This is a genomic window from Pseudomonas sp. GW823-FHT04A03 (assembly GCF_058796615.1).
The window spans coordinates 115,500-140,732 of record NZ_JBXAIV010000009.1 but is presented as its reverse complement, the minus strand read 5'-3'; the positions used below and the strand labels follow the sequence as shown (position 1 = coordinate 140,732).

Here is a 25,233-nt window from a genome sequence, read left to right as displayed (position 1 = left end):
CGAGATTCATCGCCATTCATCCCCGGCGGGTTTATGAGCTCAGGCTGAGACCAGCGGCGATCCCGCAACGTCATCGGCAACATCAGGACACACGGCCATTTCTGAGTGTTCCAGACGTCAATAGAAGCTCACTCCCTTTTGATACCTGATTAGCCGCCCGGAGTGCTCCATGCCAGATTACCGCTCGAAAACATCCACCCACGGCCGCAACATGGCCGGCGCCCGCGCACTGTGGCGCGCCACCGGGATGAAAGATGACGACTTCAAGAAGCCGATCATCGCCATTGCCAACTCCTTCACCCAGTTCGTACCGGGCCACGTTCACCTGAAGGACCTGGGCCAACTGGTTGCCCGTGAGATCGAACGCGCTGGCGGCGTTGCAAAAGAATTCAACACCATCGCCGTGGACGACGGCATCGCCATGGGCCACGACGGCATGCTCTATTCGCTGCCGAGCCGCGAGATCATCGCCGACTCCGTCGAGTACATGGTCAACGCCCACTGCGCCGACGCCATCGTCTGCATCTCGAACTGCGACAAGATCACCCCCGGTATGCTGATGGCCGCCCTGCGCCTGAACATCCCGGTGATCTTCGTCTCCGGCGGCCCGATGGAAGCCGGCAAGACTAAACTGGCCAGCCACGGTCTCGACCTCGTCGACGCCATGGTGATCGCCGCCGACTCCAGCGCTTCTGACGAGAAGGTTGCCGAGTACGAGCGCAGCGCCTGCCCGACCTGCGGTTCGTGCTCCGGCATGTTCACCGCCAACTCGATGAACTGCCTGACCGAAGCCCTGGGCCTTGCACTTCCGGGCAACGGTTCGACCCTGGCCACCCACAGCGACCGCGAGCAACTGTTCCTGCAGGCCGGCCGCACCATCGTCGAGCTGTGCAAACGCTACTACGGCGAGAACGACGAATCGGTACTGCCGCGCAACATCGCCAACTTCAAGGCGTTCGAGAACGCGATGATGCTCGACATCGCCATGGGCGGTTCGACCAACACCATCCTGCACTTGCTGGCCGCTGCCCAGGAAGCCGAGATTGCGTTCGACCTGCGCGACATCGATCGCCTGTCGCGCGTCGTGCCGCAGCTGTGCAAAGTCGCGCCGAACATCCAGAAGTACCACATGGAAGACGTGCACCGCGCCGGCGGCATCTTCAGCATCCTCGGTTCGCTGGCCCGTGGCGGCCTGCTGCACACCGACCTGCCGACCGTGCACAGCCGCAGCATGGAAGAAGCCATCGCCAAGTGGGACATCACCCAGACCGACGATGAAGCCGTGCACCATTTCTTCAAGGCAGGCCCGGCCGGCATTCCGACGCAGACCGCGTTCAGCCAGTCGACCCGTTGGGAAACCCTGGACGACGACCGTGAAAACGGCTGCATCCGCAGCTTCGAACACGCCTATTCGAAAGAAGGCGGCCTGGCCGTGCTGTACGGCAACATCGCCCTTGACGGCTGCGTGGTGAAAACCGCCGGCGTCGACGAGTCGATCCACGTCTTCGAAGGCAACGCGAAGATCTTCGAAAGCCAGGACAGCGCCGTGCGCGGCATCCTCGCCGACGAAGTGAAAGAAGGCGACATCGTCATCATTCGCTACGAAGGCCCGAAAGGCGGCCCGGGCATGCAGGAAATGCTCTACCCGACTTCGTACCTGAAATCCAAAGGCCTGGGCAAAGCCTGCGCCCTGCTGACCGATGGCCGTTTCTCCGGCGGTACTTCCGGCCTGTCCATCGGTCACGCTTCGCCAGAGGCTGCGGCCGGCGGCGCGATCGGTCTGGTGCAGGACGGTGACAAGGTGCTGATCGACATTCCAAACCGCTCGATCAATCTGTTGATCAGCGATGAAGAACTGGCGGCACGCCGGGTCGAACAGGACAAGAAGGGCTGGAAACCGGTGGAAATTCGTCCACGTAAAGTGACCACCGCCCTCAAGGCCTACGCCCTGCTGGCGACCAGCGCCGACAAGGGTGCGGTGCGTAACAAGGCGATGCTCGACGGGCTGTAATGCTTAACTGTCGCGCATAAAAATGCCCCGCCAAGTGCGGGGCATTTTTTTGCCTTGAGACTTACTGAATCTCTTCCGGCTTCACGATCACCCAGTTCTTGTCCGCCGTCACCGGCAAACCTTCTTTCGCCTGGGCCGCCGCGTGTTTGGCCATCATGCCCTGGATCTGGGTCATGTATTTGTCCTTGCGGTTGACCCACAGGTGAATGCCGCCCTTGGCCACGTCCACATCGTGGAACAGCATGTAGCCGTCGCTGGTCGGCGTGTCACCACCCACCAGTACCGGTTTTTTCCACTCGTCGATGTAGGTCAGGATTGCCGCGTGCTTGCCGGCCATCCAGGTCGCCGGGGTCCACAGGTACGGGGTCAACTCGAGGCCGAGGTTGGCTTTCTCGTCATATTTGCCGGCGGTGATCTGCTTGCGCGCGGTGGTCAGCTCGCCGGTCTCGCGGTTCTTCAGCAACGTGGTCACGCCGATCACGTTCTGCGGTTTGACGTTGTAGCCGTACTTCGGATCGGCCGCGACCATGCGCACCAGTTCCTCGGAGGCGGCGGTCATCACGTAGACCTCGATGCCGTTCTCCATCAGTTTGTTGTACAGCTCTTTCTGGCCAGTGAAGATCTTCGGCGGATTCACATCCAGGTTCTTGACCACGTCACCTTCGTAATAAGTCGCCGGCACCGGCTTGCCCGAGGCCATCAGCTCATCGACGTAGCCCTTGAGTTCCTTGAGGGTGAAGCCGGAAAACACCTGCGCGACCCATGGATAGCAGACCATGTCGTCGACTTCGCAGAGGCGGTAGTAGTAGCTGAACAGGCTTTCCTTGTGGTCGGCGGTGTCCTTGAACGGCATCAGTTTCAGGGAGGGGTCGAGCTTGTCGCGGGTGATCAGGCCCTTGTTTTCCATGAACGGCAGCAACGACTCTTCGAGGTCGTAGCGGTAACTGGTGTTGTCCATGTCGAACACCGCGTAGTTACCCTTGTTGGCGTTGGCGGCAATCATCGCGTCCAGTGCCTTGGCCTGATCCGCCGGCCAGTGTTTCAGGTCGGTGGCGAATGCCTGAGTGGCCAGGCCCATCCCCACAGTCAGTGCGACAGCCAGAAATTTCGGTGCAAACTTCATTGGCGCTTCTCCCTGGGTCAAAGAAATCGACGCTAACAAATAAATGTGACAGTCCCCGTCTGTCAGCGACCGTCCACGTCCGTTTCGCGCCAGCTGCATCCCCGAGAGCGACACCCGCTTATTCCAAAAACGACGGACGACCTTTGATTTCGGTATTAAATCATTGTAGATCAAACTGTTAGGCTTGCCGGTTCGCAACAGCCCCGGAAGGTTGTTGGCACAGTCTTTTCTGGAGTCCTCATGAATCTGCCCCTGATTCTCAACTTGCTGGTGTTCCTCGCCCTGCTCTTCGGCCTGGCGCAAACCCGTCACACCTCGTGGAGCCTGGCGAAAAAAGTCCTGCTCGCGCTGGTGCTGGGCGTGGCATTCGGCGTCGCGCTGCACACGATTTACGGTGCCGGCAACCCGGTGCTGAAAGCCTCGATCGGCTGGTTCGATCTGGTCGGCAACGGTTACGTGCAACTGCTGCAAATGATCGTGATCCCGCTGGTGTTCGCCTCGATCCTCAGCGCCGTGGCCCGTCTGCACAACGCATCGTCGCTGGGCAAGATCAGCTTCCTGACCATCGGCACGCTGCTGTTCACCACAGCCATTGCCGCGCTGATCGGCATCGGCCTGACCAACCTGTTCGGCCTGACCGCCGAAGGCCTGGTCGCCGGCACTCAGGAAATGGCCCGTCTGCAAACCATTCAGACCGAATACGCCGGCAAGGTCGCCGACCTGAATGTGCCGCAACTGCTGCTGTCGTTCATCCCGCAGAACCCGTTCGCCGACCTGGCGCGGGCCAAGCCGACCTCGATCATCAGCGTGGTGATCTTCGCCGCGTTCCTGGGGGTTGCCGCGCTGCAACTGCTCAAGGATGACGTCGAGAAAGGTCAGAAAGTGATCAACGCCATCGACACCCTGCAGGCCTGGGTGATGCGTCTGGTACGTCTGGTGATGAAGCTGACCCCGTACGGCGTGCTGGCGCTGATGACCAAAGTGGTCGCCGGTTCCAACCTGCAGGACATCATCAAGCTCGGCAGTTTCGTGGTGGTGTCGTACCTCGGTCTGGGCCTGATGTTCGTGGTGCATGGTCTGCTGGTGTCGGCGGCCGGGATCAACCCGCTGCGCTTCTTCCGCAAGATCTGGCCGGTGCTGACCTTCGCGTTCACCAGCCGCTCCAGCGCCGCGAGCATTCCGCTGAGCATCGAAGCACAGACCCGTCGTCTGGGCATTCCGCAATCGGTGGCAAGCTTCGCCGCATCGTTCGGCGCGACCATCGGCCAGAACGGCTGCGCCGGTCTGTACCCGGCAATGCTGGCGGTGATGGTTGCGCCAACGGTCGGCATCAACCCGCTGGATCCGCTGTGGATCGCGACGCTGGTGGCGATTGTGACCTTGAGTTCGGCCGGTGTGGCGGGCGTGGGTGGCGGTGCGACCTTCGCCGCGCTGATCGTGCTGCCGGCCATGGGCTTGCCGGTTTCGCTGGTGGCGTTGCTGATTTCGGTCGAGCCGCTGATCGACATGGGTCGCACAGCGCTGAACGTGAGCGGTTCGATCACCGCTGGCGCGATTACCAGCCAGGCGATGCAGCAGACCGACAAGGCACTGCTGGATGCCGATGAGCATGCGGAGCTTGCTCAGGCGTAAGTCTTGATACTGATCGTTCCCACGCTCCTGCGTGGGAATGCCTCTAGGGACGCTCCGCGTCCAGTGACGCAGAGCGTCACGGGCTGCATTCCCACGCGGAGCGTGGGAACGATCACACGATCGAGCTAAACCCGCTCCCACACCTCGAAGTTGTAAGCCGGTTTGTCGCCTTCAGCCGGATTCGGCACGTTCGACACCAGTTTCCACTGGTTCAGATCGAACTCCGGAAACCACGCATCGCCTTCCGGGCTCAGCGCCACACGGGTCAGATACAGACGATCCGCCTGCGCCAGCCCTTGCGCATACAACTGCGCCCCGCCAATCAGCATCAACTCGTCGACGCCCTGCTCTTTCGCCCATTCTTCGGCGCGAACCACGGCGGCTTCCAGCGACGGATAGACTTCCGCGCCTTCCAGCACCAGGCCGGCCTGACGGCTGACCACGAGATTCAGACGGCCCGGCAACGGACGACCCAACGAATCCCAGGTCTTGCGGCCCATGATGATCGGTTTGCCGAGCGTCGTGGCCTTGAAGTATTTGAAGTCCCCCGGCAGGTGCCAGGGCATGCTGTTGTCGACGCCGATCACGCGGTTTTCACCGAGGGCTGCGATCAGGCTGAGGGGGAGTGTTTTAGTCATGCCGGCGAGGATACCAGAGCCGCGCTTACCCCGATAAGCGCCACAGCGGTTATGCTCACGGCTCAATCAAGCAACGGGATGCCGCGTGACTGAACTGACTTCACTGCAAAACCTCTGGCTCACCGAAACCGTGCGCCTGCGCGAAGAACACGCAGGCCCGCTGGACGATCTGGAAGCCAATCGCCTGGCCCGCGCGGCCGGCGGCGACCTGCCGGGACGCATTCAACGCCGCGCCCTGTGGCTGGCCGAGCGCGACGGCCTGACCTCGGCGCTCAAGCACTGGCTGCAAGGCGCGCGCCTGGCGCTGGTGTTGCTGGCGATCTTCGCCGTATTGAGCGGCGCCGGGCTGGCCTTTGCCGCATTGGGCCAAACGCCGGTCAATGTGTTCTGGGCCCTGGGCAGTCTGCTCGGGCTGAACCTGATTCTGCTGTTGAGCTGGGCGCTGGGGCTGATCTTCGCTGGTGAACACGGCGCCACCCTCGGCCGCTTGTGGCTTTGGCTCAGTGAAAAACTTGCCCGCGATGCCAAGGCTGCACAACTGGCGCCGGCCCTGCTGTTGATGCTGCAACGCCAGAAACTCAATCGCTGGGCGCTCGGCACGCTGGTCAATGGCCTGTGGCTGCTGGCGATGTTCAGCGCGCTGGTTTTGCTGCTGACGCTGATGGCGACCCGGCGCTACGGGTTCGTCTGGGAAACCACGATTCTCAGTGCCGACACGTTCATCAACATGACTCAGGCTTTCGGCGCCTTGCCGGCGCTGCTGGGCTTTAACGTGCCGACCGTGGACATGATCCGCGCCAGCGGCGACACCGCGCTGAACATCGAAAGCGCCCGACAGGCCTGGGCGACCTGGCTGGTCGGCGTGCTGGTGGTGTACGGCGTGCTGCCGCGCCTGCTGTTGGCGCTGTTTTGCTTCTGGCGCTGGAACAGCGGCAAAGCGGCGTTGCGTCTGGACCTGAACCTGCCCGGTTACGCCCAACTGCGCGAACGCCTGATGCCGACCAGCGAACGCCTCGGCATCACCGACCCGGAACCTGCGCAATTGCACCGCGTCGAAAGCACCGTCGGCGAACACGCCAGCGACGGGGCGTTGCTCGTGGCAATCGAACTCGACGATCAACACCCATGGCCGCCGACACTGCCGAAAAACGTCAGCAACGCCGGCATCCTCGACAGCCGTGAATCGCGCAACAAACTGCTCGAACAACTCAGCCGCTTCCCGCCGGCGCGCCTCGCGATTGCCTGCGACCCACGGCGTTCACCGGATCGCGGCAGCCTGGCGCTGATTGCCGAGCTGGCGCGCAATGCCGCCGCGACCCGCGTCTGGCTGTTGCAGGCGCCGCAAGGTCAGGCGCTGGACGCCGAACGCCTCGGTGACTGGCACGTGGCATTGCAACAGCTGGAGCTGCCGTTCGCTGATTGCGCCCCGTTGAACTGGCTGGAGCACGGACATGACTGATGCCTGGAAAGCGCCGCTGAAACTGGCGGTGGTCGGCCACACCAACGTCGGCAAGACTTCGTTGTTGCGCACCCTGACCCGCGACGTCGGCTTCGGCGAAGTCTCCCATCGCCCGAGCACGACGAGGCATGTCGAAGGCGCGCGGTTGTCGGTGGATGGCGAGCCGTTGCTCGACCTCTACGACACGCCGGGCCTGGAAGATGCCATCGCCCTGCTGGATTTTCTTGAGCGTCTGGAGCGCCCCGGTGAACGCCTCGATGGCCCGGCGCGGCTGGCGCGGTTTCTCGACGGCAGCGAAGCGCGCCAGCGTTTCGAACAGGAAGCCAAAGTGCTGCGGCAACTGCTCGATTCCGATGCCGGCCTGTACGTGATCGATGCACGCGAACCGGTGCTGGCCAAGTACCGCGATGAACTGGAAGTGCTGGCCAGTTGCGGCAAACCGTTGCTGCCGGTGTTGAATTTCGTCAGCAGCGCCAACCACCGCGAACCGGACTGGCGTGAAGCACTGGCGCGCCTCGGCCTGCATGCACTGGTGCGTTTCGACAGCGTCGCCCCGCCCGAAGACGGCGAACGGCGGCTGTATGAAAGCCTCGCACTGTTGCTGGAAAACGCCCGCCCACAACTTGAACGCTTGATCGCCGATCAACAGTCCCAACGCCTCGCCCGCGAGCAAAGTGCCGCGCGCCTGATCGCCGAATTGCTGATCGACTGCGCCGCCTGCCGGCGCAGTGTGGCGAGCAACGCCGAACAGGAACAACAAGCCATCAGCGAACTGCGCAAAGCCGTGCGTCAACGCGAACAGAAGTGCGTCGAGGCGCTGCTCAAACTCTACGCTTTCCGCCCGCAGGACGCCGCCGCCAGCGATCTGCCGCTGCTCGACGGGCGTTGGGGCGATGACCTGTTCAACCCGGAAACCCTCAAGCAGCTTGGCGTGCGGGTCGGCGGCGGAATCGCCGCCGGTGCCGCAGCCGGTGCGGGTGTGGACCTGCTGGTCGGCGGCATCACCCTCGGCGCCGCCGCCCTGGCCGGAGCCATTGCCGGCGGCGCCCTGCAAACCGCCCGCAGCTATGGCAACCGCCTGCTCGGCAAGATCAAAGGGCAGCGAGAGCTGACGGTCGACGACAACGTGTTGCGCCTGCTGGCCCTGCGTCAACGGCAACTGCTGCAAGCGCTGAATGACCGAGGCCATGCGGCGCTGGACAGCATTCAGGTGGCCACGCCGCAGGACAAGACCTGGCGCGAAGGCAAGCTGCCGGAGGCGCTGAACAAAGCGCGGGCGCATCCGCAATGGTCTTCGCTGAATCCGCATCCGAAACTGAATCAGGCGGAGCGGCAGGAGCAGATTGAGTTGTTGGTAGGGAAAGTGCTTGAGCTTTAGATCCGCGCCCTCACCCGGTCGACAACAAAACTTCAGCCTTGCGCTTTAGAACAGACAGATCCATCACCGGCACCGCCATTTCCTTCGCCAGCTCATCCCACTGGCGCATTCGCAAGCTGACGGCGCACAACGGATCCTGCTCGAACGCATCGGCTTCAGCCTCGGTCATCACCCCGCCCTGATACTCCAGGGTGCGGCGGCTGGCTTCGCTCAAACGGTCGTAATAGCCCGACCCCCTTAGCGTCAGATAGCGCTTGGCCTGGACGTGATATTCCACCAGCCGCGCCAGGCGTTCGCTGAAGCCGGCCTCACGCAAGTAGTCCGCGCCGAGGCGTTCGTGGCTGACCACGCCGTAACCGCCCATGTTCTCCGCGCCTTCGGCACACAAGTGGCCGATGTCATGGAAGAACGCGGCGAGCACCACTTCGTCGTCAAAGCCTTCGGCGATGGCCAGTTGCGCCGCCTGGGACATGTGTTCGATCTGCGACACCGGTTCGCCGATGTAGTCGCTGGCGCCGAAGCGCTCATAGAGGCCGAACACCCGGTCGATGACTTGTTCGTGACTCAACATCAGTGCTCTCCAAATAGCTGTGCAACATTGCGCTCGGCCATGGCCGGGCCGACGCTCATGCCGACGCCGCTGTGCATCAGCGCCACGCTCAGCCCCGGTGCCGGACGCAGGAATGAAAACGGCCCCGGCCCCCGAGAACCATAGACACCCTGCCAGCGCTCGACCACCTGCACCTTGCAGCCGAGGGTCTGTTCGGCCAGTTCGAGCATCCAGTTGTCGACCTGTTCTGCGTTGAACGGCGACGGATCGCTGCCGTAATGGTGCGAGTCGCCAATGATCAGTTCGCCATACGGCGTCGGGCTGATCAGCAGGTGAATGCCGTTTTCCTGCAAGTGCGGTTGTTCGCGCAGGATTTGCGCCTGCACCGCCGCCGCCTCCGGCAAGTCAGCGAAAGCGCCGTAATGCACGCAGCTGAGGCCGGTGAGCAAGGCGTGTTGCAAGTTCAGGTCGATCTGCGGTCGGGCGCGGAGCATTTGCAGGCGGCAGATTTGCGGGTCGAGGGCGGCAATCGGCTCGGCCAGCAAGGTCTGATAATCGTGGCCGGAGCAGACGATGATCTGCTTGGCGGAGAATGTGCCGGCAGTACTTTGCAGGCGCCCAGGCTCGACGTCGCGAACCAGCGTCGAGAAGTGAAACTCAACGTCGAGCTCGCGGCGCAGGTATTCGATCAGCGCCGGAATCGCTTCCCGGGAATACAGCTGTTGATCGTCCATGCCGTGCAGCGCGGCGCGGTGATGGCTGAACTGGCCGCCATACAGATCGCGCAACGCGTCACCACGCAGCAGTTCGACGCGGTAGTCGTGCTCCACGGCGCGCCCGGCGCAGAAAGCTTCGAGCAAGTGCTCTTCGGCCTCGGTGCGGGCGAACAGGTACGAGCCGTTGCGCTTGAGTTGCAGGCCGGCGAGCTGCGCCCACTGGCCCCAGATGTCGCGGCTGGCCTTGGCCAGTTCGAGCATCGGGCCCGGTGGCTGGCCGGTGACCAGCGCCTGGCCGAAGTTGCGTACCGAGGCGCCAATGGGCGTGGCGGTGCGCTCGAAAACAGTGACCTTGAGACCGCGCCGGGCAGCGGCATAGGCGTGGGACAGGCCCAGGATGCCGGCGCCGACGATCAACAAGTCTTTGTGTTGTGTCATGAAGCCCCCAATGATCGTTTCCGCATCCAGCCGCTTGATCGTTCCCACGCTCTGCGTGGGAATGAATACCGTGACGCTCTGCGTCACAGAGGACGCAGAGCGTCCTTGGCTGCATTCCCACGCGGAGCGTGGGAACGATCAACGCTCCGTCAGGGAACGATCGGGTAAGAAGATTTACTTGGCAGCGACTTTCTCGGACTTGCCGTCATAGCGCTTGCGCCATTCGGTCAGGATCTCGTCGCGGTTCTTCGAGGCCCAGGCGAAGTCGTTCTTGATCAGGCGCTGCTCGTAGTCGGCCGGCAGTTCGGTCTGTGGTTTGGCGATGCCCGGCTGAGCGAGGACGGCGAAGTTTTCCTTGTACAGATCCATCGCCGGGGCGCTGGCGGAGAAGTCGGCCAGTTTCTTCGCGGCTTCTTCGTGCGGCGTGCCTTTGATCACGGCAGTCGCTTCGATCTCCCAGCCCAGGCCTTCCTTCGGCAGGATGATGTCCAGCGGCGCGCCCTGACGTTTCAGCTGAACGGCCGGATATTCGAAGGAGATACCGATCGGGAATTCGCCCGCCGCCGCCAGTTTGCAAGGCTTGGAACCGGAGTGAACGTACTGGCCGATGTTCTGGTGCAGACCATCCATGTAGGCCCAGCCCTGTTTCTCGCCGAAGGTTTGCAGCCAGGCGCTGACGTCGAGGAAACCGGTGCCGGACGAGGCCGGGTTCGGCATCACGATCTTGCCTTTGTACTCAGGCTTGGTCAGGTCCTGCCAGCTCACCGGTTTGGTCAGGCCCTGCTTCTCGGCCTCGACGGTGTTGAAGCAGATGGTCGCGGCCCAGACGTCCATGCCGACCCAGGCTGGCGGGTTGGCGGCGTCGCGGTAGTTCGCACCGATCTTGCCCAGATCCTTCGGCGCATAGCTTTGCAGCATGCCTTGCTGGTCGAGGATCGCCAGGCTCGAAGCGGCCAGGCCCCATACCGCGTCAGCCTGCGGGCGGTCCTTCTCGGCCAGCAACTTGGCGGTGATGATCCCGGTGGAATCACGCACCCACTTGATCTCGACGTCCGGGTTGGCCTTTTCGAACGCAGCCTTGTAGGCGGTCAGTTGCTCGGCTTCGAGGGCGGTGTACACCGTCAACTCGGTTTTTGCCGCGAAGGCATTCAGGCTGAAAGTAGCGAGCACAGCAGCGGCCAGGGCCATAGGCTTGAACATGATCGTTTTCCTTTCTCGGATTAAAGAGATGAGTTGAGGTTGGGGATATCAGTGGCCTGGCGCCGTTTGCCGCCAGGCCTGGGAACGGCGCAGCAAGCCGCGCGAAGCCCACGCCAGCAGCAAGGACACGCCCGCCGAGGTGAACAGAATCAGGGTCGACATCGCCGCCGCACCGCCGACGTTGCCGGCGTCATCCATGTTCAGCACCGCCACCGCCGCGAGGATGGTGTCGGGGCTGTAGAGGAAGATCGCGGCGGACACTGTGGTCATGGCCGAGACGAACAGGTAGCGCACGATGTCCAGCAGCGCCGGCAGGCAGATCGGCACGGTGACCCGCAGGTAATGCCGGTACAGCGGCGCCTTGAGCGACAGCGCGGCGGCTTCGAACTCGGCGTCGAGCTGACGCAGTGCGGTGGTGGCGGTCATCTGCGCAGTGGTCAGATAGTGAGCGATGGTGCAGACGATCAGCAGGGTCATGGTCCCGTACAGCACATGCAGCGGGTTGCCGGTGAGGTTGAAGAAGAAGACATAACCCAGACCCAGCACCAGCCCCGGCACCGCCATCGGTACGAAACTGAGCATGCGCAGGGTCAGATTGAGGCCGCGCTGGCTGCGGGTCTTTTCCATCAGGTAGGCGCCGGTGAAGATCAGCACGCTGCCGATCAACGCCGTGCCCAGCGCCATCTTCAGACTGTTGCCGTAGGCCAGCCAGCCACCGCCGGCGGTCTCGTTGAACTGATAGTGGTTGAGCGACAGCGACAGGTTGTACGGCCAGAACTTCACCAGCGACGAGAACACCGCCATGCCGAACACCAGCAGCAACGCCGCGCTGATCAGCAGGACGATGGCCAGATAACAGGCGTCGCGCTTCTTCGACGGCGCCGGTTTGAACACCTGGGCACGGCCGCTCATGGAGTCGCCGTGACGACGACGCAGCCAGGCATCGACGCCGAAGCTGAACAGCGCCGGCAGCAGCAGAACCATGCCGATCAATGCACCGCGACCGAATTGCTGCTGGCCGACCACCGCTTTGTAGGCTTCCAGCGCCAGCACTTGGTAGTCGCCACCGACCACCACCGGCACACCGAAATCGGTGATGGTCAGGGTGAACACCAGACAGAATGCGGCGAATACGGCCTGACGGGTCGCCGGCCAAGTGATGCTACGGAAAGCTTTCGCCGGACTGGCGCCCATGCTCGACGCGGCGTCGAACAGTCGTGCATCCGCCAGCGACAGGGCTGACAGCAAAATCATCAAGGCGTGTGGGAAGGTGTAGATCACCTCACCCAGAACAATCCCCCAGAAACCGTAGATGTTGTCCGACAGCAGCCCGCGCAACATGCCCTGATTGCCGAACAGATAGACCAGCGCAATCCCCGGCAGCATCGACGGCGCCATCAACGGCAGCAGCGAAATCCCGCGCCAGATGCCTTTTGCCGGAATCAATGTGCGTTGCAAGGCGTAGGCAAACAGGTAGGCCAGCGGTACGACGATAGCCGCGACGCTGAGGGAAACTTTCAGGCTGTTACCGAGCAGCCAATGGAAATTGTCGCTGGTCACCAGCTCCTTGGCGGCGAGCCAGCCACCGCCCTGCCCGGCTTCGCTGCTGAAACCGCGCCAGAAGATCGCCAGCAATGGCAACAGCACCGCCACACCGAGCAACACCAGCAGCAGAAGTTTGCCGCCGAGGACGAAGATCCGGTCACCGACCTCGGCCCCGGACACCTGCCGCGCCTGCTTTTGCGGTAGCGGCAGTGCGAGGTTGCTGTTCATCAGGCAAACACCTGCAGGCTGCGTGGCGGCAAGGCGACCATGATCTGCTGGGCGCCGAGGCGCGGCATGGCTTCCGGTGCCAGTTCGGCGAGCAAGGCATGGCCGGGCAATTGATCGAGTTCGAAGCTCATGCGGCAACGGTTGCCGAGGAAAGTGATCTCGCGGACCTTGGCCGGGAACAGGTTTTCTTCGTGCACCAGCGGATTGACGTTGATCGCTTCCGGGCGGCAGAACAGCCGGCCCGACGGGCTGTGGACGCTGCCGTCAGCCAGGCGCAGGTTCATCCCGCCGACCTTGGCGTGGCTGTCGCTGCTGCGCTGGAACGGCAGCCAGTTGCCCTGACCGACAAACTCGGCCACGAACGGCGTGGCCGGGCGGTTGTAGATTTCCTGCGGTGTGGCGTACTGCTCGACCTTACCGTTGTTCATCACGGCGATGCGGTCGGCCATCAGCATGGCTTCGTCCTGATTGTGGGTGACCATCAGGGTGGTGATGCCGAGGTTGCGTTGCAGCTGGCGCAGCTCGGTGCACAGATGCTCGCGGACCCGGGCGTCGAGGGCCGACATCGGTTCGTCGAGCAGCAACAGCGACGGCGCGGGGGCCAGAGCGCGGGCCAGTGCCACCCGTTGTTGCTGGCCGCCGGACAACTGGCCCGGGTACTTTTTCTCACTGCCGGTGAGGCCGACCAGTTCCAGCATCTGACCGACGCGACGGCGCACTTCATCGCGACCACTGCCGGCGAGGCCGTAGGCAATGTTCGCTTCGACGGTCAGATTGGGGAACAGCGCGTAGGACTGGAACAGGATGCCGTAGTCCCGAGCCTGGGGCGCGAGGTGGGAAACGTCGCGCTCGCCAAGGTACAACTCGCCGCTGTCCTGCTTTTCCAGACCGGCGATGCAACGCAGCAGCGTGGTCTTGCCACAGCCCGACGGGCCGAGCAGGCACACCAGCTCACCGGCCGCGACATCGAGGGAGACGTTATCCAGCGCCGTGAAAGCGCCGAAGCGCTTCTGCACGCCGCGCACTTTCATCGGTGCGCCGGGGTTGGTCAGGGCAGTTGCGATTGCAGGGTTCATGGACAGGCCTCATCAAGCAGATGAGACGAATCCTAGAGTTGTAATGCGTCGGTCATATGGCAACAAGGCAAAATCGACCGATAGTGGTATTCAGGGATTTTGGTTCAACCTGTAAGTCGTGTGCTGCCTGATTTGACGCCTTCGCGAGCAAGCTCGCTCCCACATTGAAATGCACTCTTCCTGTGAGAGCGAGCTTGCTCGCGAAGGCATCGGCATGGCCGATGTAAATCTTTCAGGCCGGGGACATTTCCTGCGCCAGTCCGAGAAACGCTGCCGGCAAGCGCGCATTCTTGCGCTCCTTGAGGCAGTAAAGGTATTCGGGAATCTGCGGCGCATTTTCGAGCGTCAACACCCGCAACTGCGGATCGTGCGGCACTTCCTGGCGGGCAATGATGCTGATGCCGATGTTGCGCAGCACCGCTTCGCGGATCGATTCGCGGCTGCCGATCTCCAGCAACGGGCCGAAACTGACCCCGGCGCTGGCCAGCAATTCTTCGGTGAGGCGACGGGTGGTCGAGCCGGATTCGCGCATCAGCAAGGTATGCCCGGCCAATGCACTCAGCGTCACATGGTCGTGCGCCGCCAGCGGATGATTGCGATGCACCGCCAGCACCAGCGGATCGCTGCCCAGCACCCGACGGATCAGCCGTGCATCGTCTAGCAACTGCGACGACGCCGCGACATCCACCCGGTAATCCTCCAGCGCTTCGAGCACCTGCTGTGAATTACCGATTTCCACCGACACTTCTACCTGCGGCAAGCGCTCGCGGAAGGTCTTCACCAGATCGAGGATGTAATACGGCGCGGTCGCGGCGATGCGCAGCGTGCCCTGCACCTGGCCGCTGTTGCGCAGGAAGAACTCGATATCGGCTTCCTGCTGCAACAACGCCTTGACCATCGGCAACAGCCGCGCACCTTCGTCGCTGACACTCAGACGCCGGCCGCCACGGTAGAACAGCTCCACCGAATACTGGCTTTCCAGATTGCGGATCTGGGTGGTTACGGTCGGTTGGCTGAGGCCGAGCTTTTTCGCCGCCAGCGTGATGCTGCCCAGGCGGGCCACCATGTAAAACGCTTTCAGCTCGGCACTCAGCACAACTGTCCCTCTTCCTCTATTTGCGCAGCAGGCGCAAACCGTTGAACACCACCAGCAGGCTTACGCCCATGTCGGCAAACACCGCCATCCACATGGTGGCGAGCCCGGCGAAGGTTACCCCAAGAAAGATCGCTTTGATCACCAGCGCCAGCGCGATGTTCTGTTTGAGGATAGCGGCGGTATGGCGCGATAGGCTGATGAAGGCCGGAATCTTGCGCAGATCGTCGTCCATCAGGGCGACATCGGCGGTTTCAATCGCCGTATCGGTGCCGGCCGCGGCCATGGCGAAACCGATCTCGGCCCGAGCCAATGCCGGCGCATCGTTGATGCCGTCGCCGACCATGCCGACCCGACGACCCTGCACATACAGTTCTTCGATGGCTTGCAGTTTGTCGGTCGGCAGCAGGTCGCCCTTGGCCTGATCGATCCCGACCTGCGCCGCAATCGCCTGCGCGGTGTGGACGTTGTCGCCGGTGAGCATCAGGGTTTTCACGCCCAGTTCGTGCAGTTGGCGGATCGCCTCGCGGCTGGTTTCCTTGACCGTGTCGGCCACGGCGAACAATGCCAGCGGGCCGGAGCGGTCGAGCAGCAGCACCACGGACTTGCCCTGCTTCTCCAGCGCGAACAGTTTTTCTTCCAGTTGCGGCGAGCACAGGCCCAGTTCTTCCACCAGACGATGGTTGCCCAAGTGGTAGACCTGACCGTTGACCTCGCCTTTTACCCCACGGCCGGCCAACGCTTCGAAGTTATCCACAACCAGCGCCGCGAACCCTTTATCCGCAGCCGCATTGGCGATGGCCAGCGACACCGGGTGATCGGAACGCCCGGCCAGCGCGGCAGCAATCGCCGGGGCCGTAGCGTCAGCGGTCGGGTCGAGAGAAAGGTAATCGGTCTGCACCGGTTTGCCGTGGGTGATGGTGCCCGTCTTGTCGAGGGCCAGATAGTCGAGCTTGAAACCGCCCTCCAGGTACACGCCGCCCTTGACCAGAATGCCTTTGCGCGCCGCTGCGGCGAGGCCGCTGACGATGGTCACCGGGGTGGAAATCACCAGCGCACACGGGCAAGCGACCACCAGCAGCACCAGCGCGCGATAGATCCAGTCGAACCACGCGGCGCCCATGAACAGCGGCGGGATGATCGCCACGGCCAGCGCCAGGACGAAGACCACCGGGGTGTAGATTTTCGAGAATTGATCGACGAAGCGCTGGGTCGGCGCCCGTGCGCCTTGCGCCTGTTCCACGGCGTGGATGATCCGCGCCAGGGTGGAATTGTTCGCCGCGGCGGTCACTGTGTATTCCAGCGAACCGGCCTGGTTGATGGTGCCCGCAAAAACCTTGTCGCCGACGGTTTTCTCCACCGGCAGGCTTTCGCCAGTGATCGGCGCCTGATCGATGGTCGAACTGCCGCTGACTACTTCACCGTCCAGCGCGATGCGCTCACCGGGCTTCACTCGCACTCGGGTTCCAAGATCGACGCTTTTGACGTCGAGTTCGACCCAGTTGCCGTCCGCCTGCAGCACCGTCGCTTGCTCCGGCGTCATCTGCATCAGACCGCTGATGGCGTTGCGCGCGCGGTCCAGCGAGCGCGCTTCGATCAGCTCGGCCACGGTGAACAGGAACATCACCATCGCCGCTTCCGGCCATTGGCCGATCAACACGGCGCCGGTCACGGCGATGCTCATCAGGGCGTTGATGTTGAGATTACGGTTCTTCAGGGCAATCCAGCCCTTCTTGTAGGTGGTCAGGCCGCCGCTGAGGATCGAGATCAGCGCGATGATCGCGACCACCCAGGTCGGGGCGGCGCTGGTGAAGTGGATCACTTCAGCGGCCAGCGCACCGACGCCGGACAGTGCCAGCGGCCACCAGTGTTTTTTCACCGGCGCTGGCGTTGGCGCTTCGACGCCCGCCTCCAGCGGCTCGGCCTGCATGCCCAGGGATTTGATCGCGTCGATGATCGGCGCGGTGTCCGGCAGGTTGTGGGTCACGCCGAGCACGCGGTTGATCAGGTTGAATTCCAGTTGCTGGATCCCGGCCAGTTTGCCGAGCTTGTTCTGGATCAGCGTCTGTTCGGTCGGGCAGTCCATTGCCTCGATACGGAAGCTGCTCAGCCGGGCATCGGCGCTTTTTGCCTCGCTCAGTTGCACCAGTGACGGCGCGGCGGCTTTCGATGAGCAGCAGGAATCGCCGCCGTGGGCATGTTTATGCACAGGCTGCAGTTTTTGACTGTGATCGTGCCCGTCGCCGGGCTTGTGGGTGTGCAGGGAATCGCTCATTGGTCGCGTCCATGAAGGTGCCTGTTGCCAAGTAAAGACCCTGTAGCCACTATAGGGTCAAGCACCCTTTTGGAGATTGCCGTCATGAAGATCGGAGAACTGGCGAAACAGACCGATTGCGCCGTGGAAACCATCCGCTACTACGAACGCGAAAACCTGCTGCCGGAACCGGCCCGCAGCGACGGCAACTACCGCGTCTACACCCAGGCCCACGCCGAGCGCCTGACCTTCATCCGCAACTGCCGCACCCTCGACATGACCCTCGAAGAAATCCGCAGCCTGCTCGCCTTGCGCGACAGCCCGCAGGATCAATGCGAAAGCGTGAATGCGCTGATCGACGAGCACATCCAGCACGTCAAGGCGCGGATCGACGGGCTACTGGCATTGCAGACGCAACTGCTCGACCTGCGCCAGCGGTGTGGCGAAGGGCCGGAGGCGGATCAATGCGGGATTTTGCAGCGGCTGGAAGTGAGTGGCGGGGTTGTGGCGGCGGAGGTTGAGCATTCGCATGTGGGCCGTAGTCACGGCCACTGAGCACACCACATAACACTGTGGGAGCGAGCTTGCTCGCGAAGGCGGAGTGTCAGTTGGTAAAAATATCGACTGACCCGACGCTTTCGCGAGCAAGCTCGCTCCCACAGTTTTTTACATTGCCTGTCAGACCGCCATCGGCGCAGTCATCGGCGCATGGTGCTCGTAGCCTTCCAGCGAGAAGTCGCTCGGCTCCACCAGCTCCAGCCATTCCGGCTGGTACACACCCGTCTTGGCAAACTCCGGCACGCGGTCCGAAATCTTCAGCTTCGGCATGGCGAACGGCTCGCGCTTGAGCTGTTCGTTGAGCATGTCCAGGTGGTTTTCGTAGACGTGGGCGTCACCGATGAAATAGGTGAACCAGCGCGGCGTGTAGCCGGTCAGGCGACCGATCAGGCTCAGCAGCGCGGCGCCTTCGGTGAGGTTGAACGGCGTGCCCAGGCCCAGGTCGTTGGAGCGGATGTAGAGGGTCAGAGAGATCTCTTTGGTCTCGACATTCGGGTGGAACTGGTACAGCAGATGGCACGGCGGCAAGGCCATTTCATCGAGCTGGGCGCAGTTCCAGCCGTGGAACAGGATGCGGCGGCTACCCGGATCCTTGATGATCGTGTCGACGCACTGGCGCACCTGATCGATGGCTTTGTACAAGACCACGTAGGCCTGGCCGTCTTCTTCGCCCTGGGCAATCTGCTTGTAGCCGTTGCTCAGGGTTTGTTCGATGGCGGCTGTGTTGCTCAGCGGGATCTGCTTGTACGCCGGCCACTTGCGCCATTGCACACCGTAGATTTCGCCGAGGTCGTCTTCGCCCTGGCGGAACGGGTTGGCCAGCCACTGGGCGTTTTCGTTGGCGTTCTGATCCCAGACCTTGCAGCCCAGCGCACGGAATTCGGCGGCGTTGTTCACGCCACGCAGAAAGCCGCACATCTCGCCGATGGCCGATTTGAAGGCCATCTTGCGGGTGGTGATCGCCGGGAAACCTTCCTGCAGATCGAAGCGCAGCATGGCGCCCGGAAAGCTGATGGTGTTCACGCCGGTACGGTTGGCCTGTTTGGTGCCGTTGTTGATGACGTGCGACACCAGATCGAGATATTGCTTCATGAGTTACCTGTGTCCTTGAGCCCCGGCAAACGGCGCCGGGGTTCGAATATTTAAGCTGTCGGTGCAACCGGCGCCGCCGGGGCGCGGTGGTAGGCCAGCCAGATCAGGAACAGCCCGCCGATGATCATCGGTACGCAGAGTACCTGACCCATGGTCAGCCAGTTCCAGGCCAGATAGCCCAGTTGCGCGTCCGGCACGCGGACGAATTCGACGATGAAACGGAAGATGCCATAGAACAGCGCGAACATGCCCGAGACCGCCATGGTTGGTCGCGGCTTGCGCGAGAACAGCCAGAGGATCAGGAACAGCGCCACGCCTTCGAGCGCGAACTGATACAGCTGCGACGGGTGACGCGGCAGTTGCGCCGGGTCGCTGAACGGCGGGAACACCATGGCCCACGGCACGTCAGTGGCCTTGCCCCACAGCTCGGCGTTGATGAAGTTGCCGATGCGCCCGGCGCCCAGGCCGATCGGCACCATCGGCGCGACGAAGTCCATCAGCTGGAAGAACGACTTGCCATTACGCTTGCCGAACCACAGCGCGGCCAGCATCACGCCGATGAAACCGCCGTGGAACGACATGCCGCCCTTCCACACTTCGAAAATCAGCGTCGGGTTGGCGATGTAGGCGCTCAGGTCGTAGAACAGCACATAGCCCAGACGCCCGCCGACAATCACCCCCATCGACAGCCAGAACACCAGGTCGGAGAGTTTTTCCTTGGTCCAGGTCGGGTCGAAACGGTTGAGCCGGCGCGATGCCAGCAGCCACGCGCCGCCGATGCCGACCAGGTACATCAGGCCGTACCAGTGGATTTTCAGCGGACCGATGGCCAAAGCCACCGGATCGATCTGCGGGTAAGGCAGCATTGCGACTCCTCGTTAGCATTCAAATCTTCAAAAATTCCCGGGCGACGCTGTCACCTCAGGATTAAGCCAGGATTGCGACCTGCCAAAACAGACGGCTCAGAACAGAAAGCTCAGGCCCACGCAAAACAGCAAAGTCGCGAACAGCCGTTTCAGCAACTTCGGCGACAACCTGTGCGCCAGCCGCGCGCCGAGACGGGCGAACACCATGCTGGTCAGCGCAATGCCAAGCAGTGCCGGCAAATACACAAAACCGAGACTATGGGCCGGCAGCAACGGATCATGCCAGCCCAGAATCATGAAACTTATTGCACTTGCGACAGCGATTGGCAGGCCACAGGCCGACGATGTCGCCACGGCCTGCTGCATCGGCACGCTGCGCCAGGTCAGGAACGGCACGGTCAGCGAGCCGCCGCCAATCCCGAAAATCGCCGAGGCCCAGCCGATCACACTGCCGGCCATGGTCAGACCGAGCTTGCCGGGCACCGTTCGGCTGGCCTTGGGTTTGACGTCCAGCGCCAGCTGCGCGGCGATCACCAGGGCGAACACACCGATGATCTTTTGCAGGTTGGGCCCGGAGATCGCCTCGGCGGTCAGCGCACCGAAACCGGCGCCGAGCAGGATGCCGACGGTCATCCACTTGAAGATCGGCCAGCGCACGGCGCCGCGTCGATGATGCTCGCGCACGGCATTGACCGACGTGAAGATGATCGTCGCCAGGGACGTGCCGACCGCCAGATGGGTCAGGATCGACGGGTCGAAGCCCTGTAAGGTGAAACTGAACACCAGCACCGGCACGATGATGATCCCGCCGCCCACCCCGAACAGCCCGGCCAGTACGCCCGCACAGGCGCCCAGCGCCAGATAGAGCAGAAATTCCATGACTGCCTCCCAAGGCGCGTCCCCAAAACCGGAGCGGCATGGTAACGGATGGATACCCTTCGGCTCCACTGGCGATGGATGCACGGACGATGTCTGCGTAGAGTGGGCAAAAAACACACAAGGACCACCTTATGTGCCTGATTGTTTTCGCCTGGCGACCGGGGCATGCCCAGCCGCTGATCGTCGCGGCCAACCGTGACGAATTCTACGCCCGGCCCAGCCTGCCGTTGGCCCAGTGGCCCGAGTCGCCGCATGTTCATGCCGGCCGGGATCTTGAGGCCGGTGGAACCTGGCTCGGTCTTGGCGCCAACGGTCGCTTTGCGGCGCTGACCAACATTCGCGATCCGCATCAGCCGCCGGCGCGACGCTCTCGGGGCGAGCTGGTGGCTGGGTTTCTGACCGGAACGCTGTCGATCGATGACTATTTGTCCGACGTTGTCGCCCGTTCGCCGGACTATGCCGGGTTCAATCTGCTGCTGGGCAATGCCAACGAGCTGTGGCATTTCAATGCGCGGTCTTCGGAACCGGTAATGCTGCAGCCCGGCGTCTACGGACTTTCAAACGCGGGACTGGATACGCCGTGGCCGAAACTGCTCAAGGCGAAGGCGGCATTGAGTGCGGTGCTGGATGATCCGCAGCCCGAGCGTTTGTTGGCGTTGTTGGGGGATGCGCAAACGGCGCCGTTTGCTGATCTGCCGGATACCGGCGTGGGGCTGGCGACCGAGTCGTTGTTGTCGAGTGTGTTTATTGCCAGCCAAAGTTACGGGACGCGGGCGAGTACGGCGTTGATTGTGCAGGCGGACGGGACGCGGCGGATGGTGGAGCGCAGTTTCGGGCCGTATGGCGGGCATCTGGGGGAAGTGGAGGTCAATATATAAAGATCGCAGCCCGAAGGCTGCGATCTTGTCTTTCTAGAGCGGTTTGACCGCCGCCGGATTGACCATCTTCGCCAGTCCGAGGTTCTTCAGCGCCAGTTGCAGCGAGCTGTGGATAACCTGCGGGTTATCGATGGTCATCAATTCCGCCAGCAGATCCTTGGCCTTGCTCAGGTTGATCTGACGCAGCATCCATTTCACCTTCGGCAGGTTGGTGGCGTTCATCGACAGACTGTCGAAACCCATCGCCATCAACAGCACCGCTGCTGCCGGGTCACCGGCCATCTCGCCGCAGATGCTCACCGGCTTGCCTTCGGCATGGGCGTCGCGCACTACGGTTTGCAGGGCTTGCAGCACCGCCGGGTGCAGGTAGTCGTAAAGATCGGCCACCCGTGGGTTGTTGCGGTCCACCGCCAGCAGATACTGGGTCAAGTCGTTGGAGCCGACCGACAGGAAGTCCACCATCCGCGCCAGCTCTTTGGTCTGGTAAACCGCCGCAGGAATTTCGATCATCACGCCCACCGGCGGCATCGGCACGTCGGTGCCTTCGTCGCGCACTTCGCCCCAGGCCCGGTGGATCAGGTGCAGCGCCTCTTCGAGCTCGTGGATGCCGGAGATCATCGGCAGCAGGATCCGCAGGTTGTTCAGGCCTTCGCTGGCCTTGAGCATCGCGCGGGTCTGCACCAGGAAGATTTCCGGGTGGTCGAGGGTGACGCGAATCCCGCGCCAGCCGAGAAACGGGTTGTCTTCCTTGATCGGGAAGTACGACAGCGACTTGTCACCGCCGATGTCCAGGCTGCGCATGGTCACCGGTTGCGGGTGGAACGCGGCAAGCTGCTCGCGGTAAATCGCCAGTTGTTCCTTCTCGCTCGGGAAGCGCTGGTTGATCATGAACGGCACTTCGGTGCGGTACAGACCAACGCCTTCGGCGCCGCGCTTCTGCGCCCGCGCCACATCGGCCAACAGGCCGGTGTTGACCCACAGCGGCATGCGGTGGCCATCGAGGGTCACGCACGGCAGATCGCGCAGGGAGTCGAGGCCCAGCGCCAGTTGTTTCTCTTCTTCCACCACCTCGGCGAACTGCTTGATCAGCACTTCGCTCGGGTTGGTATAGATTTCACCCTTGAGCCCGTCGACGATCATCGGAATGCCATCGACCTTGGCGTATGGCAAGTCGACTACACCCATCACCGTCGGGATACCCATGGCCCGTGCCAGGATCGCGACGTGGGAGTTACCCGAACCGAGCACCGATACCAGACCGACCAGCGTGCCTTCCGGCACCTCGCCGAGCATCGCCGGCGTCAGTTCTTCGCTGACCAGAATGGTCTTTTCCGGGTAGACCAGGTTCTGCTGACGCTCTTCCTGCAGGTAGGCGAGCAGGCGGCGGCCCAGGTCCTTGACGTCCGACGCCCGCTCACGCAGGTACTCGTCGTCCATCAAATCGAAACGGTTGACGTGATCGGTCACGACCTGACGCAACGCGCCCTGGGCCCACTGGCCGGTCTTGATCACGTTGGTGATTTCGCTGCCCAGCGAGGCATCGTCGAGCATCATCAGGTAGACGTCGAACAGCGCGCGCTCTTCCGGACGCAGCTGGGTCGCCAGTTTGGCCGACAACGCACGCATGTCGGCGCGCACGCCTTCGATGGCGGTCTTGAACAGCGCCAGTTCCGCGTCGATGTCGGTGATGGTCTTGTCCGGCACCACGTCCAGATCCGCTGGTGGCAGCATGACCACCGCGGTACCGACCGCCGCACCCGGCGAACCCGGCACGCCGACGAACTTGGCTTCCTGGATGCCCTTGCCCTGACGGCCCAGGCCACGGATCGAGCCGGTGGCCTCGGCGTGGGCGATTACGCCCGCGAGCTGCGCGCTCATGGTCACGAGGAAGGCTTCTTCACCTTCATCGAACTGGCGGCGTTCTTTTTGCTGGATGACCAACACGCCGACGACGCGGCGGTGGTGAATGATCGGCGCCCCGAGGAACGAGGCGTAGCGCTCCTCGCCGGTTTCGGCGAAGTAGCGGTAGCGCGGGTGATCCGCGGCGTTTTCGAGGTTCAGGGGTTCTTCACGCGTGCCGACCAGGCCGACCAGACCTTCGTTGGGTGCCATGCTGACCTTGCCGATCGAGCGCTTGTTCAAGCCCTCGGTGGCCATCAGCACGAAGCGGTTGGTCTCTGGATCAAGCAGGTAGACCGAGCAGACCTGGCTGCCCATGGCCTCTTTGACGCGCAACACAATAATCCCCAACGCCGCCTTGAGATCCTTGGCGGAGTTAACTTCCTGGACGATCTTGCGCAGCGTATTGAGCATGGCTCGGGGTCGAACTCCGTCGTCAGTCGCGCGCTAAAAGGCGCGGGGCAAGCTCTTTGAGAGCGCGGCGATACACTTCGCGCTTGAATGTCACCACCTGGCCCAACGGATACCAATAACTGACCCAGCGCCAGCCATCGAACTCCGGTTTACCGGTCAAATCCATCCGCACCCGCTGCTCGTTGGAGATCAGGCGCAGGAGAAACCATTTCTGTTTCTGGCCGATGCACAGCGGTTGGCTATGGGTTCGCACCAGACGTTGCGGCAAACGATAGCGCAACCAGCCCCGGGTACAGGCGAGAATTTCAACATCTTCGCGTTCCAGGCCAACTTCTTCGTTCAGCTCGCGGTACAAGGCGTCTTCCGGCGTCTCCTCGGGATTGATTCCCCCCTGCGGAAACTGCCAGGCATCTTGATTGATACGGCGAGCCCATAGCACCTGGCCGGCGTCATTCGTCAGAATGATCCCGACATTAGGGCGGAAACCATCGGGGTCGATCACGGCAACAACCTCGCAAACGCATGTCGCCGCATTGTTCCACAAAGGTTGTGAAGGCGGCAACGAAGGTTCCGAGCTTATGTGCACTCTTGTGAAAAGACCGTATTCTTGTGGCCTTTTTACTGACTTTTCAGCGGGTAACTGCAATGCGCCTGGCTTTATTCGATTTGGACAACACCCTTCTGGGCGGCGACAGCGATCACGCTTGGGGCGATTATCTGTGCGAACGCGGCTTCCTCGACCCGATCGCCTACAAGACGCGCAACGACGAGTTCTATCAGGATTACCTGGCCGGCAAACTGGATAACGCGGCCTACCTGAACTTCTGCCTGGAGATCCTCGGCCGCACCGAAATGGCCGTGCTTGACCAGTGGCACAACGATTACATGCGCGACTGCATCGAGCCGATCGTGCTGCCGAAGGCACTCGATTTGCTGAAAAAGCACCGTGATGCCGGCGACAAACTGGTGATCATCACCGCCACCAACCGCTTCGTCACCGCGCCAATTGCGGTGCGCCTGGGCGTCGAAACCCTGATCGCCACCGAGTGCGAGATGCAGGATGGCCGCTACACCGGGCGCAGCACCGACGTGCCGTGCTTCCGCGAAGGCAAGGTGACACGCCTGAACCGCTGGCTGGAAGAGACCGGGCATTCGCTGGAAGGCAGCTATTTCTACAGCGACTCGATGAACGACCTGCCGCTGCTGGAGCAGGTGGCGAATCCGGTGGCAGTCGACCCGGATCCGAACCTGCGGGCCGAAGCCGAGAAGCGCGGCTGGCCGGTGATTTCGCTGCGCGACTGAAACC

21 protein-coding genes are annotated in these 25,233 nt (G+C 62.5%); 7 read left to right on the top strand and 14 right to left on the bottom strand.

Annotated elements, in window-relative coordinates; translation table 11 throughout:
- The first annotated feature begins 169 nt into the window (after window positions 1-169).
- Window positions 170-2,011 carry a dihydroxy-acid dehydratase gene (ilvD, locus tag AC1Q9F_RS21585; RefSeq protein WP_096817537.1) on the top strand — a complete coding sequence of 614 codons (1,842 nt, stop codon included), beginning with the start codon at window positions 170-172 and terminating at the stop codon, window positions 2,009-2,011.
- Window positions 2,012-2,072: 61 nt separating this feature from the next.
- Here ilvD and AC1Q9F_RS21580 read toward each other — a convergent pair whose 3' ends face one another.
- Complete coding sequence (locus tag AC1Q9F_RS21580; RefSeq protein WP_085605918.1) at window positions 2,073-3,134, bottom strand: HAD family hydrolase; 1,062 nt, start codon at window positions 3,132-3,134, stop codon at window positions 2,073-2,075.
- A 240-nt stretch (window positions 3,135-3,374) separates the two neighbouring features.
- Between AC1Q9F_RS21580 and AC1Q9F_RS21575 the strand changes: the two genes are divergently transcribed.
- Window positions 3,375-4,766 (top strand): L-cystine transporter, encoded by a 1,392-nt coding sequence (locus AC1Q9F_RS21575; protein WP_492620930.1) that lies wholly within the window; start codon window positions 3,375-3,377, stop codon window positions 4,764-4,766.
- A 125-nt stretch (window positions 4,767-4,891) separates the two neighbouring features.
- Here AC1Q9F_RS21575 and AC1Q9F_RS21570 read toward each other — a convergent pair whose 3' ends face one another.
- A complete protein-coding gene (locus tag AC1Q9F_RS21570; RefSeq protein ID WP_492620929.1) occupies window positions 4,892-5,404 on the bottom strand; it encodes a dihydrofolate reductase in 513 nt (170 codons plus the stop codon).
- Window positions 5,405-5,489: 85 nt separating this feature from the next.
- Between AC1Q9F_RS21570 and AC1Q9F_RS21565 the strand changes: the two genes are divergently transcribed.
- Window positions 5,490-6,863, top strand: coding sequence for a DUF2868 domain-containing protein (locus tag AC1Q9F_RS21565; protein WP_492620928.1), 1,374 nt, complete (start codon window positions 5,490-5,492; stop codon window positions 6,861-6,863).
- Window positions 6,856-8,241: a GTPase/DUF3482 domain-containing protein gene (locus tag AC1Q9F_RS21560; protein ID WP_492620927.1), complete on the top strand. Its 1,386-nt coding sequence runs from the start codon at window positions 6,856-6,858 to the stop codon at window positions 8,239-8,241. Before AC1Q9F_RS21565 ends, AC1Q9F_RS21560 begins: the two co-directional genes overlap by 8 nt.
- Window positions 8,242-8,251: 10 nt before the next feature.
- On the opposite strand, the gene AC1Q9F_RS21555 is transcribed toward AC1Q9F_RS21560, so the two are convergent.
- The 7 genes from AC1Q9F_RS21555 to AC1Q9F_RS21525 form a co-directional block, all read right to left on the bottom strand.
- On the bottom strand, window positions 8,252-8,812 hold the full coding sequence (locus AC1Q9F_RS21555) for a phosphonate degradation HD-domain oxygenase (RefSeq protein ID WP_492620926.1): 561 nt from the start codon (window positions 8,810-8,812) through the stop codon (window positions 8,252-8,254).
- Window positions 8,812-9,945, bottom strand: coding sequence for a TIGR03364 family FAD-dependent oxidoreductase (locus AC1Q9F_RS21550; RefSeq protein WP_492620925.1), 1,134 nt, complete (start codon window positions 9,943-9,945; stop codon window positions 8,812-8,814). The genes AC1Q9F_RS21555 and AC1Q9F_RS21550 overlap by 1 nt, the downstream gene beginning before the upstream one ends.
- 174 nt (window positions 9,946-10,119) lie before the next feature.
- Entirely contained in the window at window positions 10,120-11,145 is a 1,026-nt protein-coding gene (locus AC1Q9F_RS21545) for a putative 2-aminoethylphosphonate ABC transporter substrate-binding protein (RefSeq protein ID WP_085709032.1), read from the bottom strand.
- A gap of 48 nt (window positions 11,146-11,193) precedes the next feature.
- Window positions 11,194-12,918: a putative 2-aminoethylphosphonate ABC transporter permease subunit gene (locus AC1Q9F_RS21540; protein ID WP_119427510.1), complete on the bottom strand. Its 1,725-nt coding sequence runs from the start codon at window positions 12,916-12,918 to the stop codon at window positions 11,194-11,196.
- Window positions 12,918-13,994: a putative 2-aminoethylphosphonate ABC transporter ATP-binding protein gene (locus tag AC1Q9F_RS21535; RefSeq protein WP_007953451.1), complete on the bottom strand. Its 1,077-nt coding sequence runs from the start codon at window positions 13,992-13,994 to the stop codon at window positions 12,918-12,920. The genes AC1Q9F_RS21540 and AC1Q9F_RS21535 overlap by 1 nt, the downstream gene beginning before the upstream one ends.
- Window positions 13,995-14,226: 232 nt before the next feature.
- On the bottom strand, window positions 14,227-15,090 hold the full coding sequence (locus AC1Q9F_RS21530) for a LysR family transcriptional regulator (protein ID WP_007953452.1): 864 nt from the start codon (window positions 15,088-15,090) through the stop codon (window positions 14,227-14,229).
- A gap of 16 nt (window positions 15,091-15,106) precedes the next feature.
- Window positions 15,107-17,362 (bottom strand): heavy metal translocating P-type ATPase, encoded by a 2,256-nt coding sequence (locus AC1Q9F_RS21525; protein WP_492620924.1) that lies wholly within the window; start codon window positions 17,360-17,362, stop codon window positions 15,107-15,109.
- An 84-nt stretch (window positions 17,363-17,446) separates the two neighbouring features.
- On the opposite strand from AC1Q9F_RS21525, the gene cadR reads away from it, so the two are divergent.
- Complete coding sequence (gene cadR / locus AC1Q9F_RS21520; RefSeq protein WP_007953454.1) at window positions 17,447-17,896, top strand: Cd(II)/Pb(II)-responsive transcriptional regulator; 450 nt, start codon at window positions 17,447-17,449, stop codon at window positions 17,894-17,896.
- 123 nt (window positions 17,897-18,019) lie between these two features.
- On the opposite strand, the gene AC1Q9F_RS21515 is transcribed toward cadR, so the two are convergent.
- From AC1Q9F_RS21515 to AC1Q9F_RS21505, 3 genes are all read right to left on the bottom strand, one after another.
- Window positions 18,020-18,991, bottom strand: a complete 972-nt coding sequence (locus AC1Q9F_RS21515) for a thymidylate synthase (protein ID WP_011336420.1) — start codon at window positions 18,989-18,991, stop codon at window positions 18,020-18,022.
- A gap of 50 nt (window positions 18,992-19,041) precedes the next feature.
- A complete protein-coding gene (gene lgt, locus AC1Q9F_RS21510; protein WP_007953463.1) occupies window positions 19,042-19,857 on the bottom strand; it encodes a prolipoprotein diacylglyceryl transferase in 816 nt (271 codons plus the stop codon).
- Window positions 19,858-19,953: 96 nt separating this feature from the next.
- Window positions 19,954-20,736, bottom strand: coding sequence for a sulfite exporter TauE/SafE family protein (locus AC1Q9F_RS21505; RefSeq protein ID WP_492620923.1), 783 nt, complete (start codon window positions 20,734-20,736; stop codon window positions 19,954-19,956).
- A 131-nt stretch (window positions 20,737-20,867) separates the two neighbouring features.
- Between AC1Q9F_RS21505 and AC1Q9F_RS21500 the strand changes: the two genes are divergently transcribed.
- Window positions 20,868-21,614 (top strand): NRDE family protein, encoded by a 747-nt coding sequence (locus tag AC1Q9F_RS21500; RefSeq protein WP_492620922.1) that lies wholly within the window; start codon window positions 20,868-20,870, stop codon window positions 21,612-21,614.
- Between the two features lie 33 nt (window positions 21,615-21,647).
- On the opposite strand, the gene ptsP is transcribed toward AC1Q9F_RS21500, so the two are convergent.
- Window positions 21,648-23,927, bottom strand: coding sequence for a phosphoenolpyruvate--protein phosphotransferase (gene ptsP, locus AC1Q9F_RS21495; protein WP_007953470.1), 2,280 nt, complete (start codon window positions 23,925-23,927; stop codon window positions 21,648-21,650).
- A gap of 22 nt (window positions 23,928-23,949) precedes the next feature.
- Window positions 23,950-24,429: an RNA pyrophosphohydrolase gene (locus AC1Q9F_RS21490; protein WP_003229203.1), complete on the bottom strand. Its 480-nt coding sequence runs from the start codon at window positions 24,427-24,429 to the stop codon at window positions 23,950-23,952.
- A gap of 143 nt (window positions 24,430-24,572) precedes the next feature.
- Between AC1Q9F_RS21490 and AC1Q9F_RS21485 the strand changes: the two genes are divergently transcribed.
- The gene (locus AC1Q9F_RS21485; protein WP_492620921.1) at window positions 24,573-25,229 is read left to right on the top strand and encodes a histidinol-phosphatase; all 657 of its coding nucleotides are present in this window, start codon (window positions 24,573-24,575) and stop codon (window positions 25,227-25,229) included.
- Window positions 25,230-25,233 lie beyond the last annotated feature (4 nt).

Coding starts and splice junctions, on each gene's coding strand:
- AC1Q9F_RS21515 (WP_011336420.1), bottom strand. CDS start 18,991: ATGAAGCAATATCTCGATCTGGTGTCGCACGTCATCAACAACGGCACC.
- AC1Q9F_RS21560 (WP_492620927.1), top strand. CDS start 6,856: ATGACTGATGCCTGGAAAGCGCCGCTGAAACTGGCGGTGGTCGGCCAC.
- AC1Q9F_RS21575 (WP_492620930.1), top strand. CDS start 3,375: ATGAATCTGCCCCTGATTCTCAACTTGCTGGTGTTCCTCGCCCTGCTC.
- AC1Q9F_RS21485 (WP_492620921.1), top strand. CDS start 24,573: ATGCGCCTGGCTTTATTCGATTTGGACAACACCCTTCTGGGCGGCGAC.
- AC1Q9F_RS21555 (WP_492620926.1), bottom strand. CDS start 8,812: ATGTTGAGTCACGAACAAGTCATCGACCGGGTGTTCGGCCTCTATGAG.
- AC1Q9F_RS21535 (WP_007953451.1), bottom strand. CDS start 13,994: ATGAACCCTGCAATCGCAACTGCCCTGACCAACCCCGGCGCACCGATG.
- AC1Q9F_RS21545 (WP_085709032.1), bottom strand. CDS start 11,145: ATGTTCAAGCCTATGGCCCTGGCCGCTGCTGTGCTCGCTACTTTCAGC.
- AC1Q9F_RS21550 (WP_492620925.1), bottom strand. CDS start 9,945: ATGACACAACACAAAGACTTGTTGATCGTCGGCGCCGGCATCCTGGGC.
- AC1Q9F_RS21505 (WP_492620923.1), bottom strand. CDS start 20,736: ATGGAATTTCTGCTCTATCTGGCGCTGGGCGCCTGTGCGGGCGTACTG.
- AC1Q9F_RS21580 (WP_085605918.1), bottom strand. CDS start 3,134: ATGAAGTTTGCACCGAAATTTCTGGCTGTCGCACTGACTGTGGGGATG.
- cadR (WP_007953454.1), top strand. CDS start 17,447: ATGAAGATCGGAGAACTGGCGAAACAGACCGATTGCGCCGTGGAAACC.
- AC1Q9F_RS21525 (WP_492620924.1), bottom strand. CDS start 17,362: ATGAGCGATTCCCTGCACACCCACAAGCCCGGCGACGGGCACGATCAC.
- lgt (WP_007953463.1), bottom strand. CDS start 19,857: ATGCTGCCTTACCCGCAGATCGATCCGGTGGCTTTGGCCATCGGTCCG.
- AC1Q9F_RS21540 (WP_119427510.1), bottom strand. CDS start 12,918: ATGAACAGCAACCTCGCACTGCCGCTACCGCAAAAGCAGGCGCGGCAG.
- AC1Q9F_RS21500 (WP_492620922.1), top strand. CDS start 20,868: ATGTGCCTGATTGTTTTCGCCTGGCGACCGGGGCATGCCCAGCCGCTG.
- AC1Q9F_RS21570 (WP_492620929.1), bottom strand. CDS start 5,404: ATGACTAAAACACTCCCCCTCAGCCTGATCGCAGCCCTCGGTGAAAAC.
- ilvD (WP_096817537.1), top strand. CDS start 170: ATGCCAGATTACCGCTCGAAAACATCCACCCACGGCCGCAACATGGCC.
- ptsP (WP_007953470.1), bottom strand. CDS start 23,927: ATGCTCAATACGCTGCGCAAGATCGTCCAGGAAGTTAACTCCGCCAAG.